The 16,157-nt window shown below is 72.0% G+C and carries 15 protein-coding genes; 10 read left to right on the top strand and 5 right to left on the bottom strand.

Annotated features, from left to right (window positions below):
• Nucleotides 1-138: 138 nt before the first annotated feature.
• Both AF1_RS28085 and AF1_RS28080 read right to left on the bottom strand, forming a co-directional pair.
• Complete coding sequence (locus tag AF1_RS28085) at nucleotides 139-1,560, bottom strand: LCP family protein (RefSeq protein WP_067805853.1); 1,422 nt, start codon at nucleotides 1,558-1,560, stop codon at nucleotides 139-141.
• A gap of 111 nt (nucleotides 1,561-1,671) precedes the next feature.
• Nucleotides 1,672-2,514 (bottom strand): TIGR03089 family protein, encoded by an 843-nt coding sequence (locus AF1_RS28080; protein WP_067805850.1) that lies wholly within the window; start codon nucleotides 2,512-2,514, stop codon nucleotides 1,672-1,674.
• 137 nt (nucleotides 2,515-2,651) lie between these two features.
• Here AF1_RS28080 and AF1_RS28075 point away from each other — a divergent pair, with 137 nt between their 5' ends.
• The 3 genes from AF1_RS28075 (at nucleotide 2,652) to AF1_RS28065 (ending at nucleotide 6,875) form a co-directional block, all read left to right on the top strand.
• Entirely contained in the window at nucleotides 2,652-4,712 is a 2,061-nt protein-coding gene (locus AF1_RS28075) for a hypothetical protein (protein WP_067805846.1), read from the top strand.
• Nucleotides 4,713-4,852: 140 nt separating this feature from the next.
• Nucleotides 4,853-5,788 carry a glycosyltransferase family 2 protein gene (locus AF1_RS28070; RefSeq protein ID WP_242608622.1) on the top strand — a complete coding sequence of 312 codons (936 nt, stop codon included), beginning with the start codon at nucleotides 4,853-4,855 and terminating at the stop codon, nucleotides 5,786-5,788.
• A 4-nt stretch (nucleotides 5,789-5,792) separates the two neighbouring features.
• The gene (locus tag AF1_RS28065) at nucleotides 5,793-6,875 is read left to right on the top strand and encodes a glycosyltransferase family 4 protein (RefSeq protein ID WP_067805841.1); all 1,083 of its coding nucleotides are present in this window, start codon (nucleotides 5,793-5,795) and stop codon (nucleotides 6,873-6,875) included.
• Here the strand turns inward: AF1_RS28065 and trxA are convergent.
• Both trxA and AF1_RS28055 read right to left on the bottom strand, forming a co-directional pair.
• Nucleotides 6,856-7,179, bottom strand: coding sequence for a thioredoxin (gene trxA / locus AF1_RS28060; RefSeq protein ID WP_067805837.1), 324 nt, complete (start codon nucleotides 7,177-7,179; stop codon nucleotides 6,856-6,858). The two genes, AF1_RS28065 and trxA, sit on opposite strands and share 20 nt — an antisense overlap.
• Complete coding sequence (locus AF1_RS28055) at nucleotides 7,176-8,144, bottom strand: lysylphosphatidylglycerol synthase transmembrane domain-containing protein (protein ID WP_067805862.1); 969 nt, start codon at nucleotides 8,142-8,144, stop codon at nucleotides 7,176-7,178. Before AF1_RS28055 ends, trxA begins: the two co-directional genes overlap by 4 nt.
• A 66-nt stretch (nucleotides 8,145-8,210) precedes the next feature.
• On the opposite strand from AF1_RS28055, the gene AF1_RS28050 reads away from it, so the two are divergent.
• The 7 genes from AF1_RS28050 to AF1_RS28020 all read left to right on the top strand — a co-directional run bounded on the left by AF1_RS28050 (nucleotide 8,211) and on the right by AF1_RS28020 (nucleotide 15,021).
• Nucleotides 8,211-8,915, top strand: a complete 705-nt coding sequence (locus tag AF1_RS28050; protein WP_067805834.1) for a class I SAM-dependent methyltransferase — start codon at nucleotides 8,211-8,213, stop codon at nucleotides 8,913-8,915.
• A 163-nt stretch (nucleotides 8,916-9,078) separates the two neighbouring features.
• Complete coding sequence (locus AF1_RS28045) at nucleotides 9,079-10,227, top strand: glycosyltransferase family 4 protein (protein ID WP_067805859.1); 1,149 nt, start codon at nucleotides 9,079-9,081, stop codon at nucleotides 10,225-10,227.
• A 32-nt stretch (nucleotides 10,228-10,259) separates the two neighbouring features.
• On the top strand, nucleotides 10,260-11,327 hold the full coding sequence (manB, locus tag AF1_RS28040; RefSeq protein ID WP_067805832.1) for a mannose-1-phosphate guanylyltransferase: 1,068 nt from the start codon (nucleotides 10,260-10,262) through the stop codon (nucleotides 11,325-11,327).
• A 5-nt stretch (nucleotides 11,328-11,332) separates the two neighbouring features.
• Entirely contained in the window at nucleotides 11,333-12,292 is a 960-nt protein-coding gene (locus tag AF1_RS28035) for a DNA-3-methyladenine glycosylase family protein (protein ID WP_242608616.1), read from the top strand.
• A 285-nt stretch (nucleotides 12,293-12,577) separates the two neighbouring features.
• The gene (locus tag AF1_RS28030) at nucleotides 12,578-13,522 is read left to right on the top strand and encodes a LysR family transcriptional regulator (protein ID WP_067805829.1); all 945 of its coding nucleotides are present in this window, start codon (nucleotides 12,578-12,580) and stop codon (nucleotides 13,520-13,522) included.
• Nucleotides 13,523-13,677: 155 nt separating this feature from the next.
• Entirely contained in the window at nucleotides 13,678-13,956 is a 279-nt protein-coding gene (locus AF1_RS28025; RefSeq protein WP_067805826.1) for a type II toxin-antitoxin system TacA family antitoxin, read from the top strand.
• A gap of 261 nt (nucleotides 13,957-14,217) precedes the next feature.
• Complete coding sequence (locus AF1_RS28020; RefSeq protein ID WP_067805824.1) at nucleotides 14,218-15,021, top strand: hypothetical protein; 804 nt, start codon at nucleotides 14,218-14,220, stop codon at nucleotides 15,019-15,021.
• 90 nt (nucleotides 15,022-15,111) lie between these two features.
• Here AF1_RS28020 and AF1_RS28015 read toward each other — a convergent pair.
• The coding region (locus AF1_RS28015; protein ID WP_067805821.1) for an RNA-guided endonuclease InsQ/TnpB family protein at nucleotides 15,112-16,157 on the bottom strand (1,046 nt) is incomplete at its 5' end.

Here is a 16,157-nt window from a genome sequence, read left to right as displayed (position 1 = left end):
GCCGATGGCGGCCGGCGTGCCCGGCGCCGCCGGGGCCGGGGCGGGGGGTACCGCCGGGTCCGTGCCGGTCGGCGGTGCGGGGGGCGGGGCCGTGTCGGCTCCGGAGGGGCTGGAGGTGTAGGTCATGGGGCCGCCCGGTCAGCTCTCCTTGCAGATGTCGTCGCTGGCGCGGATCTCACCCTGCTGCTTGGGGATGCCGCCGCCGGCGCTCTTCAGGTTCGTCCAGTCACGTCCGACGACCAGGTCGACGACGCCCGGCGTGCCGCCCGTGGTGCGCACGGCCGGCTGCGGCTTGCTCGGGATCAGCGCGGTCAGCGTCTGGGCCTGCTGGTCGGCTCCGGTGCCGTACAGCACCTTGGTGGTCGCGGTGGGGGCGGGAGCGTTCCCGCCGACCGTGACCTGGAAGCCCTGCGACTCCAGGTCGTCGGCGACGCGCCCGGCCTGCCCGTCGATGCCGCTGCCGTTGTAGACCCGCACCCGCACCTGGCTGGGCGGGATCTTCGACGTGCCCGGCTTGGGCTCCTTGGGCACGGTCTTGTCGTTGCGGACGGCGTTGAAGAACGGCTGCGCGGTGGCGCTCAGCGCCACCCGGTTCGGGTCGAGGGGGTCGGGCCCGGACGGGACGGTCACGAACCGCAGCTTGCCGGAGGTCATGCCCTGCATCTCCTGGGCGATGTCCATCATGACCTGCGGCGTCAGTTCCTTGTCGGTGGTGAGCGACTTGGTGACCGCGTTCATCAGCGAGAGGAGGCGCTTGGGGTTGCTGAGCGTGCCCGCGCTCATCGACTTGTTGGCGAGGGCGCCCATGAACTTCTGCTGGCGTTTGATGCGGTCGGTGTCGGAGCCGTCACCGAGGCCGTGCCGGACGCGCACGTACGACAGCGCCGTCTCGCCCTTGATCACGTGCTTGCCCCTGCTCAGCCGGAGCCCGGACTTGGGGTCGTTGACGTCCTTCGGCAGGCACACCGGGACGCCGCCGACCGCGTTCGTGATGGTCTTGAACCCGTTGAAGTCGACCTGCATGAAGTGGTCGATGCGGATGTTGGACAGGCTCTCGATCGTCTTGATGACGCAGGCCGCGCCGCCGTTGGTGAACGACGAGTTGATCTGGGCGCGGGTCTGCGCCGGGATCACGGTGCCCTTGCGGCTCTTGCAGGACGGCATCCGGACCATCAGGTCGCGGGGGAAGCTGATGCCGATCGCCTGCCCGCCGCCGGGCGACAGATGCAGCAGGATCATCGTGTCCGACCGCGGCGGCTCGTTCTTCAGCGAGCGGCCGTACTTGGCGTTGGCGCCCGCGCGGGTGTCGGAGCCGAGCACCAGGATGTTCATCGCGTTGTTCAGCTTCTTCGGCCGGTTGGGGCCGAGCTGGGCGTTGACGTCCTCGTGCGAGATGTTCCCGAACGCCTGGCGGTACAGGCCGTAGGCGGTGAGGGAGCCGACCACCATGACCGCCGACAGCCCGATGCACACCCATCCGAGGATGCGCCAGCCGCGTCGCGGCGCCGGCTGCGGATCGGCGTCGTCGACGTACTCCATGTACATCGGGTTGCTGTTCATCGCTCCGTGGTCCGGGTCTCAGCGGTTCTTGGGAGTGTGGGGGTCAGCCCCACACGGGGATCGCCCGCTTTCAGGGGTCGGGTTACGGGACAAGGGCAAGGAGAGCGTAGGTCAGGCGAGCCGGTACGGGGAGCCGGATGCGTGATTCGGTCCGGGTGGACCGGCCACCACCGTCACATGCTCCACGGTCAGACGTCGATCTAGGGCGGCTTTATCAAAGTTTCGTTGGATTATGACGGAAGCACCCGAGGCTAGTGGTGCGAGCAAGCCCATCAGTACCCCGTCGAGTGTGGTGAACGGCACGTCAACCAGGAGGCGGTCGCGCGCGTCCAGCTCGTGTTTTTCGACGGCCCTGCGGGCGGCGTCCACCAGGTCCGCCCCGCTCAATGTGTCCTTTGTCACACTCAGCGCAGGAGCATCGGGCGTCACTTCCGGCCCTGGAGCGAACCTGTCGCCGTAGGTGCGGACCTCGTCGGCGTAGTCGGTCACTCCGGGCGGGCAGTCGGCCAGCGGACCGCCCAGCGCGTGCAGCGACAGCCCGACGATCTCCTCCGCCGCCTCATCGGCGACCACATCGTCCAGCACCTCTTGCGCCGCCGCCAGGATGTACGGTCCGGACGACCCGATCGGTTCGGCGCCGTCTCGTCCGCTGACCGCCTCCGGGTCGACCGGCTCGGCGACGAGCCCCGCCGACCAGCACGCCAGCAGCCACACCGCGGTCTGCCAGTGCGGCGGCAGGACGAGCACGACGCGGCTGCCCGGTTCGGCGCCCAGCCCGTCCACCAGGAAGTTCGCCGTCTTGGCGACCCAGTTGTCGAACGTCCGCGCGGACAGTTCGACGCGTTCGCCGGTCGCGTCGTCGTAGAAGGTGACGAACGGGTTGGACGGGTCGCCGGCCACCCGCCGCCGCAGCAGCTCCGCGGGCGTGGCCGCGCCGTCGACGTGTGCGCTCATGGCCAGAGCGTATGCCCGCGTGATCGCCGGGGGTCCAGCACCCGGCCGGTGCCGCTACGCTCCGCACGAGTGGATGACCACCCCCTGAACGAACCGCAGGCCACGGGGCACTGCGCCGACGAGCACGGGACGGGACGATGAACGCGGGTCGGCTGCTCGTCCGGGTCACGGTGGCCCCGGCGCTGCTCGTCGTGGCGTGGCTGGCGGTCGCGCTGCCGCTGCTGATGGCGGGCGTGTTCCGGCCGGTCCCGGCGATCGCGCTGTTCGTGCCGGCCGCGGCCGTGACGCTGTGGCTCGGCCTGCGGTCACGTCCGCGTGACCTGCCGCCCGGACCGCGCGGCGGCCTCAATGCTTCCGGCGGCGTGGACGCGGTGCCGTGGTGGACGACCGGGAGCGTGCTCGCGATCACGGCCGCGTTCCTGGTGCTCCAGGTGGTCATGTGCGCAGAGCAGATCGTCGTCCGGCGCGACCCGGCGTCCTATGTCCAGTTCGCGGTCTGGCTGACCGAGCACGGGTCGCTGCCGATCCCGCAGGCGCGGGAGGCGTTCGGCGGCGCGGACGGCGTACTGCGGTTCGCGAGCCCCGCCTTCTACCAGGACGGCGGCGCGATCGTCCCGCAGTTCATGGCGGGGATGCCGCTGGTCCTCGCGCTCGGCGGCTGGCTCGGCGGCACCCACGGCATCCTGCTGATGGCGCCGCTGCTCGGCGCGTGCGGCGTGCTCGCGTTCGCCGGGCTCGTCGCGCGGCTCGCCGGCCCGCGCTGGGCGCCCGCCGGGGCGCTGCTGCTGGCGCTGACACTGCCGATGCTCTACGTCTCGCGCAGCACGTTCAGCGAACTGCCCGCGATCATCCTGCTGCTGGGCGGGCTTTCGCTGATGTACGACGTCCGCCGGGAGGAGGGGCGGCGCGCCGGCCTGAAGGCGTTCCTGGCGGGCGCCGCGCTCGGCCTCATCGTGCTCGTCCGCATCGACGGGCTGCGGGACATCCTGCCGGTGCTCGCGTTCGCCGGCCTTCTCATCGGGCTCCGGCGGGGCACCGGGTACTGGCTCGCCGGCGGGCTGCTGCTCGGCGCCGGCGCCGGGCTGGCCGAGGGCCTCACGCTGTCCCGGCCGTACCTGGCCTACCTCGGATCGTCGCTCAGGCCGCTGGCGGCCATCAGCGCGGCGGTGTTCGCCGCGACGGCCGCCATGGTCGTGCTGCTGCGCTGGGACCGGACGGGGGCGTGGCTGCGCCGGACGGGCCCGGCGGTCGCGCGGGGCCGGCTGCCCGGCGCCGCCGCCGTCCTCACCGTGCTGGTGATGGCGGGCTTCGCGGTCCGGCCGCTGGTGCAGACCGTCCGCCGGGTGCCGGCCACGAAGGACGACGAGCTGAACGTCCGGTTCATCGAGCTGGTCCAGGGGGTCCACCGGCTCCCGCTGGACGGGACCCGGCAGTACTCCGAGCTGTCCCTGTACTGGGTCATCTGGTACATCGGCCTTCCCGCGCTGCTGTTCGCGACGCTGGGCGCGGCGGTGCTGGCGCGGCGGCTGCTGCGCGGGCGGTCGCCGGAATGGCTGCTGCCCTACGCGGTGATCGTCTGGACGACCGCGCAGGTGCTGATCCGGCCGGGGATCACGCCCGACCATCCGTGGGCGTCCCGGCGGCTGATCGGGCTCGTGATCCCCGGCCTCCTGCTGTTCACGATGTTCGCGTCGGCCTGGGCGGCGCGGCGGGTCCGCCGCCTCGGGTACGGGCCGGGGCTGGTGCGCGGGGGCGCGGTCGCCGGTGTCGCGCTGATGCTGGTGCCGATCGTGCTGACGTCCAGCGGCCTCCTGATGACCCGCACGGAGCAGCACGAGGTGGGCGCCGTCGAGGAGATGTGCGACGAACTGCCGGCGCGCGGCTCGGTCGTGGCGATCGAGCAGTCCACCGCCGACCGGTTCCTCCAGGTCGTGCGCGGGATGTGCGGGCTGCCCGCGGCGCGCACGGCCGGGGGCACCACGTCCGCCGACGTGAAGCGGGTCGTCGCCGGCGTGTTCGCGGCCGGGCGCCGTCCGGTGCTCATGGCGGCGAAGCCGGAGCAGGTCGCGCCGTACGGGACGCCGCACCGGGTCCTCTCGGTGCGGACGCGGCAGGACGGCCGCACTCTCACCGGGCCGCCGGGCGCGACGTGGGGACTGTTCATGGAAGTGTGGATCGCCGAGCCCGCCGCGTCTTGACGGCCCGTCCGGGGGCTCTGGGGGCCGTCTCCCGGAAGGGATACGTCTGCCTAGGTGAGCCAGGGCGAGTATCCTCGCGCTGCGTGAGCACCCAGTCTGCCGAGCCGACGTCCGAGACCGCGCCCGCCGAGCCCGCCTCGGTGCCCGCCCCCGCGGCCGAGCCCGAGCCCGCGGAGCCGGCGTCCGGACCCGTCCACGTCACGATCGTCCTGCCCTGCTACAACGAGCAGGACCATGTGATCGACGAGGTCGAGCGCATCTGCGAGGCGATGGACGCCAGTGGCAAGACCTACGAGCTGCTGGCCGTCGACGACTGCTCGACCGACGAGACGCTCGCCCGGCTGCGCGAGGCGGAGCCCCGCTTCCCGAACATGCGGATCGTGGCGTTCCAGCACAACAGCGGCTCGGGCACCGTCCGGCGCATCGGCTCCCAGCAGGCCCGCGGCGACATCGTCGTGTGGACGGACGCCGACATGTCCTACCCGAACGAGCGGATTCCCGAGCTCGTGGACGTGCTGGACACCGACCCGTCCGTCGACCAGGTCGTCGGGGCGCGCACCACCGAGGAGGGGACGCACAAGGTGCTGCGGGTCCCCGCCAAGTGGTTCATCCGCAAGGTCGCCGAGCGGCTCACCAACACCAAGATCCCGGACCTGAACTCGGGGCTGCGCGCGTTCCGCCGCGAGGTGTCGCTGCCGTACCTGCGGCTGCTGCCGCCCGGGTTCTCCTGCGTCACGACGATCACGATCGCGTTCCTGTCGAACCAGCACCCGGTCCGGTACATGCCGATCGACTACGCCAAGCGGGCCGGGAAGTCGAAGTTCCACTTCACCAAGGACGCCTACCGCTACATCCTGCAGGTGCTGCGGATGGTCATGTACTTCAACCCGCTCAAGGTGCTGATGCCGCCCGCGCTGTGGCTGATCGTGATCGGGCTGCTCAAGGGCGTGTTCGACATGGTGGTGCACTTCGGCTACTTCGCCAACAACACCATCATGATCTTCGTGACCGGGTTGATCATCGCGTCGCTGGCGCTGCTCGCCGACCTGATCGTCCGCTCGCGCGGCGACGTCTAGCGGCATGCGCATCGCGATCGTCGGGCCGGCGTTCCCGTACAAGGGCGGCGGCGCCCGGCACACGACCGAGCTGGCGCACCGGCTGGCCGCGGCCGGGCACGAGGTCGTCATCGAGTCGTGGCGCGCCCAGTATCCGAGGTTCCTGTACCCGGGGCGGCAGACGATCGCCGAACCGGAGGGCGAGCCGTTCCCCGCCACCCGGCACCGGCTCGACTGGCGCCGCCCGGACGGCTGGTGGCGCACCGGCCGCGCGCTGCGCTCGGCCGACCTGGTCGTGCTGGTGCTGCTGAGCACCGTACAGGTGCCGTCCTACCTGGGGATACTCGCCGGTCTGCGGGGAAGGGCGCGGGTGGTGGCGCTGTGCCACAACGTCCTGCCGCATGAGCGCAAGCCGTACGACGAGCCGTTGATGAGGCGGCTGCTGCGGAAGGTGGACGGCGTCCTCGTCCACACCGGGGCGCAGGCGGACATCGCGCGGACGCTCACGTCCCGTCCCGTGCGGGCCGCGGAGATGGCCGCGCACCTGCCGGTCGCCGCCGCCTCCGCGCCGGCCGCCGGGAAGGTGCGCCGGCGGCTGCTGTTCTTCGGGATCGTCCGCCCGTACAAGGGCCTGGACGTCCTGCTGCGCGCCCTCGCCGAAGGCCCGGACGAGGTGGCACTGACCGTCGCGGGCGAGTTCTGGGGCGGCCTGGACGAGACCCGCGAGCTGATCGGTTCCCTGGACCTGACCTCGCGGGTCGAACTGCGTCCGGGATACGTCCCGGCGGCCGACATCCCGGGACTGTTCGCCGCGGCCGACGCGCTCGTCATGCCCTACCGGTCGGCCACCTCCTCGCAGAACGTGTGGATGGCCCACGAGCACGGCCTGCCGGTCATCGCCACCGATGTCGGCGGGTTCGGCACGCAGATCCGCGACGGCGTGGACGGCCTGATCTGCGCACCGGACGATGCCGCGTCCCTGGCCGCCGCCCTCCGCCGCTTCTACGCTCCGGGGGAGCCGGAGCGCCTGCGCTCCGGCGTCCGCCCGGTCGACCACGGCCCGCTCTGGACCGCCTATATCGACGCGCTCACAGGTGCGGCTCGATGACCTTCAGCAGTGCGCGCTTCGGCTTGGCGCCGACGATCTGCTCCACGACCTCGCCGTTCTTGTAGAGCAGCAGGGTGGGCAGGCCCAGCACGCCGTACTTGTTCGGGGTGACGGGGTTCGCGTCGTAGTCGAGCTTCGCGATCCGGATCCTGCCGCCCTGCTCCTCGGCGATCTGCTCCAGGATGGGCGCGATCATGCGGCACGGCCCGCACCAGTCCGCCCAGAAGTCGACCAGCACCGGGATGTCGCTGTTCAGGACCTCGTCCGCGAACGTCGCGTCGGTCACGGTGATCGGGGCCGTCATGGTGCCTCCTTCGTCGGCTGCGTCCCCCGCACAAGCTCCTTGGAGTCCTGTTCATTCCCGGTGTCCGGCGCGGTACGTCCGAGCAGGAGCGCGACACCGGCGTTGATGAGGTCGGCGCCGGTCAGCAGCACCCGGGACGCGATCGCGACGACGACCGGGGCGCCGGCCGGCAGCACCGGTGTCAGCACCAGCGTGAGGGCGGCCTCCCGCGCGCCGATGCCGCCCGGCGCGATGAAGACGATGAAGCCGGCGACGAACGCCAGCGCGTAGGCGCCGGTCGCGATGAACGGCAGGCCCCTGCCGTCGCCGCCGGCGGCCACGCACAGCAGCCAGGTGTGCACGCCGAACAGGGCCCAGCCGAGGACCGTCCAGCCGATGGCGCGGAGCGTGACGCCGAGGCTCACCGGGTGCTCCAGCGGCGGGCGCCGGATGAGCCTGAGCATCGTCCCGAGCGCCCAGGTCACGATCTTCGGATGCAGCAGCATCATCAGGACGGGCGCCGACAGGAACAGCCACCAGTACTCGTCGCGGGCCGCCCTGGACGTCAGCGGCAGCGTCACCGCCGCGACCGCCAGCCCGCACGCCGTGGACGTCGCCACCGCCAGCATCGTGGACCCGAAGCTGCGCTCCGGCGGCACCTTGTGCTCGCGCGTCATCTCGATCTGCGTGACCAGCGCCCACACCTTGCCCGGGACGTACTTCCCGAGCTGGGAGATGCCGGAGATGCGGAACATGGCGCGCACCGGCAGCGGCGAGCCGAGACCGGCGAGGAACGTCCGCCATCCGAGCATCCAGACGAAGAGGCCCGCCAGCCCCGCGGCCAGCGCCCCGGCCAGCGCGGCCCAGGACATCTGCTGGAACGCCCGCACCGTCGCGTCCCACTGGGAGGCCACGCTGTAGCCGCAGAACGCCAGCGCGAGTATCACCAGGAACACGCGCAGGCCCCGGACGGCGACGACCTTCATCTTCACGGGCCCCAGCGTAGGCGAACGTGACCTTGCGGCCGTCCGCTCCGCCTACAGTTGGGGACGATGAAGATTTCCGATGTGGTCGCCTTCATGGGCCACCAGGTGCACGTGTGCCGGTACCGCGAGGCGGGGACGCTGCTCGGCTGGATGGGCCGGGACCTGCGCCGCAAGCGGGTCCTCGACGTCGCGGGCGGCGACGGCTACTGGGCGGGGCGGGCGCGCAAACGCGGCGCCGACGCCGTCTCCATCGACCTCGCCCGCGGCAAGATGACCTACGGGCGGACGCTCGCGAACGCACCCGCGCTCATCGAGTGCGACGCGCTGCGGCTGCCGTTCGCGGACGGCTCGTTCGACGCGGTCCTGTCGGTGTGCGCGATCGAGCACTTCGACGACGGCGGCAGGTCCCTGGACGAGATGGCGCGGGTGCTCAAGCCCGGCGGCCAGATCTTCATGTCCGCGGACGTGCTGAGCCGCGCCGACGCCTGGCCGAAACTGCGGGACGCGCACAAGGCCAAGTACCACGTCCAGCACACCTACACCCACGAGAGCCTGCGCAAGCTGATGGACGAGCGCGGCCTGGACCTGGTCAGGTACAGCTACCAGTTCCGTACGGCCGCCACGGAGCGGCTCTACCTGTCGCTGTCCGCCCACGGCGGGAAGGTCGGCTTCAACGCCGCCGCGCCGCTGGCCCCGCTCGTCGCGCTCGCCGACCGCACGGCCCCGAATGAGCGCGGCAGCATCGTGCTTGTTCAGGCGCGTAAGAGGTAGTTGCCGGGGGTGTGGGGGGCGGTCCCCACAATGAAGCGATGACCATGGGGTAGGGGCCCCTGTGACTTACGTGGAATGAGATCACCCGAGCGTGTCCCCGGCGGGCGTAGGCTCGGAGGGTAAAGGGTGATCTACGCCACCGCGCTGGATGGGGGAGTGGACCGTGGCGCCTCGGATTCTGCTCGATGCCACCGCCGTGCCGGCCGACCGCGGCGGGCTCGGCCGGTACGTCGATGGGCTGCTGTACGCCCTGCACACGCAGGGCGCCGACCTCGCCGTCGCCTGCCAGCGGGCGGACGAGAAACGCTACCGGGACCTCGTTCCCGGGGCCCGGGTCGTCGCCGGCCCGGCGGCGCTGGCGCACCGCGCCACCCGGCTCGCGTGGGAGCAGTCGGGGCTGCCGCACGTCGCCGAACGCGTCGGCGCGGACGTCATCCACCTGCCCACCTACACGATGCCGGTGAGCGCCGTCCTGCCGACGGTCGTGACGATCCACGACGTCACGCTGTTCGCCGAGCCGGAGCCGCACGACCCGGTTCGCACGTCCTACGTCAAGTCGGCGACCCGCACCGCGGCGCGCCGCGCGACCCGGCTGATCGTGCCGTCCCGCGCGACCCGTGACGAACTGGTGCGCGTCCTCGGCGCCGACCCGGCGCACATCGACGTCGCCTACCACGGCGTCGACCACGAGGTGTTCCACCGTCCGTCCGAGGCGGAGATCAAGCAGGTCTCCGGCCGTCTCGGCCTGCACGGCCGCCCCTACATCGCCTACCTGGGGGCGCTGGAGCCGCGTAAGAACGTCCCGAACCTGATCCGCGGCTGGGTCCGGGCCTGCGCGGGGCGCCCGGACGCCCCGGCGCTGGTCCTCGCGGGCGCCGGCGGCTGGGACGACGAGGTCGACGCGGCCCTGGCCACCGTCCCCCTGGACCTGCGCGTCGTGCGGCCCGGCTACCTGCCGTGGCCGTCGCTCCGGGGCTTGTTCGGCGGTGCCCTCGTCGTCGCGCTCCCGAGCCGGGGCGAGGGCTTCGGGCTGCCCGTCCTGGAGGCCATGTCCTGTGGCGCGCCCGTCCTGACCACGCGCCGCGGCCCCCTCCCGGAGGTCGGCGGTGACGCCGTCGCCTACACCGAACCGGACCCGGCCGACATAGCGGACGCCCTGTCCTCCCTCATCGACGACCCGGCCCGCCGTGCCGACCTCGCCGAGGCCGCGCAGACCCGCGCCCGCGAATTCTCCTGGTCGGCGTCCGCGGCGGCGCACATGGCCTCATACCGGCGCGCGGTCGAGCAGTACGCCGCCTCCCACACCCACTAGGCTCGCTCCAACCGCGTGGAGAAAGGAACCGAGTGGAAGCGATCCTCCTGGTGGGAGGCCAGGGCACCCGCCTGCGCCCCCTGACGATCTCCACCCCGAAACCCCTGCTCCCCACCGCCGGCGTGGCGTTCCTCGCCCACCAGTTGGCGCGCGCGCACGCGGCGGGCGTCGAGCGGATCGTGTTCGCCACGTCCTACCGCGCCGAGATGTTCGAGGCGGCCTTCGGCGTCCACGCGTACGGCGTCGACCTCGCCTATGTCAGCGAGAAGGAACCGCTCGGCACCGGCGGCGCCATCCGCAACGCCGCCCGCGCGCTGACCTGCGGCCCGGACGACCCGGTCCTGATCCTGAACGGCGACATCCTGTCCGGCCACGACATGCGCGCCCAGGTGAAGCTGCACGAGGAGTCCGGCGCGGCGGTCACCCTCCACCTGACCGAGGTCGACGACCCGTCCCGCTTCGGCTGCGTGCCCACCGACGCCGACGGCCGCGTCACCGCGTTCCTGGAGAAGACGCCCCACCCGGTGACGAACCAGATCAACGCGGGCTGCTACGTGTTCCGCCGCTCCGCCATCGACGCGATCCCCGAGGACGAGGTCGTCTCCGTCGAACGTGAGACGTTCCCGTCGCTCATCTCGTCCGGCGTCACCGTGATGGGCCACGTCGAGTCGGCCTACTGGCTGGACGTCGGCACACCCGAAGCGTTCATCCAGGGTTCCCGCGACCTCGTCCTGGGCGCCCTGGCCTCACCCGCCATGCCCGGCGAACCGGGCGAGCGCCTGACCCTCCCCGGCGCCCGCGTGGCTCCGGGCGCCGTCGTGCGCGGCGGCACGACGGTCGGCCGCCACGCCGTGATCGAAGCGGGCGCCACCGTCCTCGGCAGCGTCCTCCTGGAGGACGCGTTCGTCGCCGAGGGCGCCACGGTCCGCGACTCGGTCCTCAGCCGGGGCGCCCGCGTGGGTCCCGGCGCGGTGCTGGACGGCGTGGTCCTCGGCGACGGCGCCGTGGTTGGCCCCGGCAACGAACTCCGCACCGGCCTCCGCGTGTGGCCGGGCATAAAACTCCCCCCGACCGCCATCCGCTTCTCCACCGACACCTGACGGAGATGAGGCAGGGGAGCGACCCCGTTGCCGGGTCCCCGGCGAAGGCCGGGGCGGCCGGGGAGAAGACCGCTGGGCGTCTCCCCGGCCGGGTCCGGGAGTGGCGGCCGCCGTGGCCGCTGGATCTTCTCGGCACGCTGTCGCCGCATCGGCGGGGGCCGCATGATCCGGCGTTCCGGGTCGAGCGGGACGGGGCCGTCTGGCGCGCGTCCCATACGCCCGGGGGGCCGGGGACGCTGCGGCTTCGGTGGGCGGGGGACGCCGTCGAGGCGACCGCCTGGGGAGCGGGGGCCGAGTGGCTCCTGGACGGGGTGCCGGAGCTACTGGGGGCCGATGACGTCCCGGAGGAGTTCGCCGCGCGGCATGACGTCGTCCGGGAGCAGGTGCGCAAGCGGCCCGGGCTGCGGATCGGGAGGACCCGGCGGGTCTTCGAGGCGCTCGTGCCGGCCGTCATGGAGCAGAAGGTGCTCGCGGAGGAGGCCTGGCGGGGCTGGGGGTATCTGCTGCGCCGGTTCGGGGAGCCCGCGCCGGGGGCGCCGCGCATGCGGGTGCCCCCGCCGCCGGAGGTGTGGGTCCGGATTCCCTCGTGGGAGTGGCATCGGTCCGGGCTGGAGGCCGTCCGGGCCCGGACGATCATCGGGGCGGCACGGGTCGCGGGGCGGCTGGAGGCGGAGCCGAGCGGGCCGAGGCTCCGGTCGCTGCCGGGCATCGGGGTCTGGACGGCCGCCGAGATCCGGCAGCGGGCGGCCGGTGATCCCGACGCCGTCTCCGTCGGCGACTACCATCTGCCCGCCCTGGTGGGCCTGGCACTGGCGGGCCGGAAGGTCGACGACGCCGGGATGCTCGAACTGCTGGAGCCCTACGCCGGCCATCGGTACCGGGTCATCCGGCTGCTGGAATCGTCCGGGAGGCGCCCGCCGAGGCGCGGCCCCCGGTTGCCGGTCCGCGACTACCGGTCGTTCTGACCGGCTCGGGGGCCCGGCGGCGGCGCAGCCAGAAGTTGTCCGGGGTCCAGTCGAGGCCGTCGCGGCTGTCCGCGCCGAACAGCGGGCCGAGGACGGCGAGGGCGATGATGAGGGCGAGCACGAGCAGCATGTTCTTGTCCTTTGGGATCGCAGTGGCGTTCCCGCGCGCGGTGCGATCGGGTGAGGCGGGGTCTCCGCCCTTTCCGCCGCAGCTACAGTTTGACTCCGTCCAACATTCAGGTCCAGCGACGATTACTGCAGGGATTGTGTAAGAATCGCTTCACTATGTTGGATCTGGGGCGGCTGCGCGTGCTCCGCGAGCTCAAGCTGCGCGGAACGCTCGGTGCCGTGGCCGACGCCCTCGGATACACCCCGTCCGCGGTGTCGCAGCAGCTCGCGCAGTTGCAGCGGGACGTCGGCGTCCCGGTGGTCGAGCGGGCCGGGCGGCGGCTGCGGCTGACCGTGGCGGGCGAGGTGCTCGCCGAGCACGCCGAGACGCTGCTGGCGCAGGCCAAGCGCGCGGAGGAGGCGACGGTCGCGGCGAGCGGCCGGGTCGCCGGGGTGGTGCGGCTCGTGGGGTTCCAGACGGCGCTGCTGCACGTGCTGGCGCCCGCCCTGCCGCGGCTGGCGAAGGCGTATCCGGAACTCGTGGTGGACGTCCTGGACGAGGAGTTCCACCGGGTTCTGCAGGCGCTCGTCCTCCAGGAGATCGATGTCGTGCTGACGGACGAGTACTCGCATCTGCCGCGTCCCCGGCGTCCCGAGCTGACGTCCGAGGTGCTCGTCACCGAGATGATGCGGGTCGCGCTGCCCGAGGATCACCCGCTCGCCCGCAGCGGGGCGCCGGTCCGGCTGGCCGACCTCGCGGACTGCCCGTGGGTCACGGGACATGTCGGGACGAACCATGCCGATCTGCTGGAACGGACCTGTGTCGAGCTCGGCGGTTTCCGGCCCGACGTCCGGTACCGGTCGAACGATCTGCTGATCGTTTTCGCGATGGTCGCGGCGGGCGGCGCCGTCTGCCTCATCCCCGACCTGGCGCTCGCCGAGCGGGAGGAGGGCATCGTCGTCCGCGACGTGGCCGACGCCCCGGTGGACCGCCGCATGGTCATGTGGACGCGCGTCGGCGCGGAGGTGCGGCCGTCGGTGCGGGCCGTCCTCGAAGAACTGCGCAAGTCGGCGGACGCCCTGGCGGAGCGCCGTCCCAGCTGCGTCCGCGGCGCCCCCTGACCAGGCCGCGTACCTCAGGCGCCGACCAGCGGCAGCCGCCGCCCAAAGGTCCCGATCCGGCCACCGAACCGCTTGACCGGCCGGGCGGCCGGGCTGTCTCCTCATCAGGAGGCCATCCTTGGGTACTTAGGTACCATGGATAGCGGAGGTGAACGATGACCGCGACCACGAAACGCCAGGCGCCATTGAAGATCGACCCGGCGACGGATGAACTGATCACGCAGGCCGCGCACTTCCTCGGCATGACCAAGAAGGACTTCGTCGCCGAGGCCGCCAAGACCTACCTGCGGCAGCGCCACGAGGAGGTCCGCCAGGGCATGATCGAATCCATGAAGGTGCTGGACGGCTCGCTCACCTCCAGCGTCGCCGCGCTGACCGGCCTGTCGCCCGAGCGGATCGAGCAGCTCGGCGGCGTCGGCGACTGGGACGAGTGAAGTAGTGCCGGTCCGCCCCACTCTCCGCTGCCTGCGCGAGGATCTACACCTCCCCATCCCGCCGGCCTCTACTCCGCTGGACGAGATAGACCACCCGCTGCTGAACAAGGCGAGCGAGCAATTCGCCGGGGGCGCCGCGCATGCGGGTGCCCCCGCCGCCGGAGGTGTGGGTCCGGATTCCCTCGTGTGACCCCGACCAGGAATGCACCCGGGGACACCCGGGAAGCGAATGCAACCCGCGCACCTGACAGGAGATCCAAGTTGAGTGATCTTCCCGGCCCGGCCCGACTCGCTGAGGCGCTGTACCCGCACACCGGCGCACTCATCTCCGTCGAGCCGACCGAGCGCGGATTCTCCTCGGACCTCACCGCCCTGGTGACCGGTGAGAAAGGCGCATGGTTCGTCAAGGCCGTCCGCAACCGTCCCGGCGGCCGGCGCGATTCCCTGGTCCGGGAAGGGCTCATCAACCCGTGGGTGCATCCGATCTCCCCGGCTGTGCAATGGCAGGCCGAGAGCCCGGAGTGGATCGCGCTTGGCTTCGAGATCGTCAGAGGCCGTCACGCCGACCTGACGGTGGGCTCGGCCGACCTGCCCATGGCGGTCGAACTGCTGAACCGCATCGGTGGCCTGCCACTGCCGGAACTCGCCGCGGACTGGCATGAGACCCGGTGGGACCGGTACACCGACCAGCCTGAGCTGTTGCGCGGGGAAACACTGCTGTACACCGACATCCACCCGTCCAACATCATCATCGGCGACCGGGTATGGGCGGTCGACTGGGCGTGGCCCACCCGGGGCGCCGCTTTCATCGACCCGGCGCTCCTGGTCATCCAACTTGTCGCGGCAGGGCACAGCCCCGAGCAGGCCGAAGGATGGGCGTCCGCCTGTCCGTCGTGGAAAGGCGCCGATCCCGCGGCGATCGATGCGTTCGCCGACGCCAACGCGTCCATGTACGGGACGCTCGCCGACCGGCGTCCCGACGCCACGTGGCTCGGCGCGATGGCCACGGCCACCCGCGCGTGGGCGCGTCACCGGGCCGGCATCGGCGATGGATCACGTCCTTGACGCGCTCCTCGGCCTGAAGGCCGGGGATTCAGCCTGTGCCGGGTGTGCGGCACTTCTGTGGCTTCCTGTTTCACCGGGTCCCGCCCTCCGCTAGGCGGAGGGGCTTACGGTCCCTCCGCAGGCGTTTTGCCTGTCCGCCCGTCCGGCGGCCAGGATGTTCTTGGCGGCGTTGACATCGCGGTCGTGGACCGTGCCGCACGGGCAGGCCCATGCGCGGATGTTCAGCGGCATGGATTCGGCGACCGTCCCGCAGGCCGAGCACAGCTTGGAGGAGGGGAACCAGCGGTCGACCTTCGCGAAGGTGCGGCCGTACCGTTCGGCCTTGTACTCCAGCATCGCCACGAACTGGGACCAGCCCGCGTCGTGCACGGACTTGGCCAGGCGGGTGCGCCCGAGACCGGACACGCACAGGTCTTCCACGTAGACCGCTTGGTTGTCGCGGATCAACCGGGTGGACAGCTTGTGGTGATGGTCTCGGCGCGCATCGGCCACGCGGGCGTGCAGCCGCGCGACCTTCGCGGCGGCCTTCCGCCGGTTCGCCGACCCCTTGGCCTTGCGGGACAGAGCCTGCTGCGCTTTGCGCAGCCGGCGTTCGGCGCGGCGCAGGAACCGGGGGCTGGTGATCTTGCGGCCGTCGGAGGTCACCGCGAAATGCGTGAGCCCCAGATCGATGCCGACCTCGGCCGCCGCCTGCGGCAGCGGCTCGCTGGTCGTCTCGACGACGAAGGAGGCGAAGTACCGGCCGGCCGCGTCCTTGATCACCGTCACGCTCGACGGCTCGGACGGCAGCGGGCGGGACCAGCGCACCCGCACGTCCCCGATCTTGGGCAGGCGCAACTTCCCGCCCGGCGTGATCGTGAAGCGGGCGTTGCGGGTGAACCGGATCGCCTGCCGCCGGTCCTTGCGGGACCGGAACCGGGGCGGTGCGACCCGGCGGCCTTTGCGCTTGCCCGACACCGAGGCGAACCAGTTGCGGTAGGCGGTGTTCAGGTCCGCCAGGGCCTGCTGGAGCACCACGGCCGACACCTCGCCCAGCCACGCCCGCCCGCCGGTCTTCTTCGCCTGCGTGATGACCAGCTTGGACAGCTCTGCGTCCGGCAGGTACGGCAGCCCGGCCGCATGCGCATCCTCGCGGA

The sequence above is a fragment of the Actinomadura formosensis NBRC 14204 genome, from assembly GCF_001552155.1.
In the GTDB taxonomy this organism is placed as follows: domain Bacteria; phylum Actinomycetota; class Actinomycetes; order Streptosporangiales; family Streptosporangiaceae; genus Spirillospora; species Spirillospora formosensis.
Note: the sequence above shows the minus strand (reverse complement) of the source record. Positions and strands in the feature narration are given on the sequence as shown.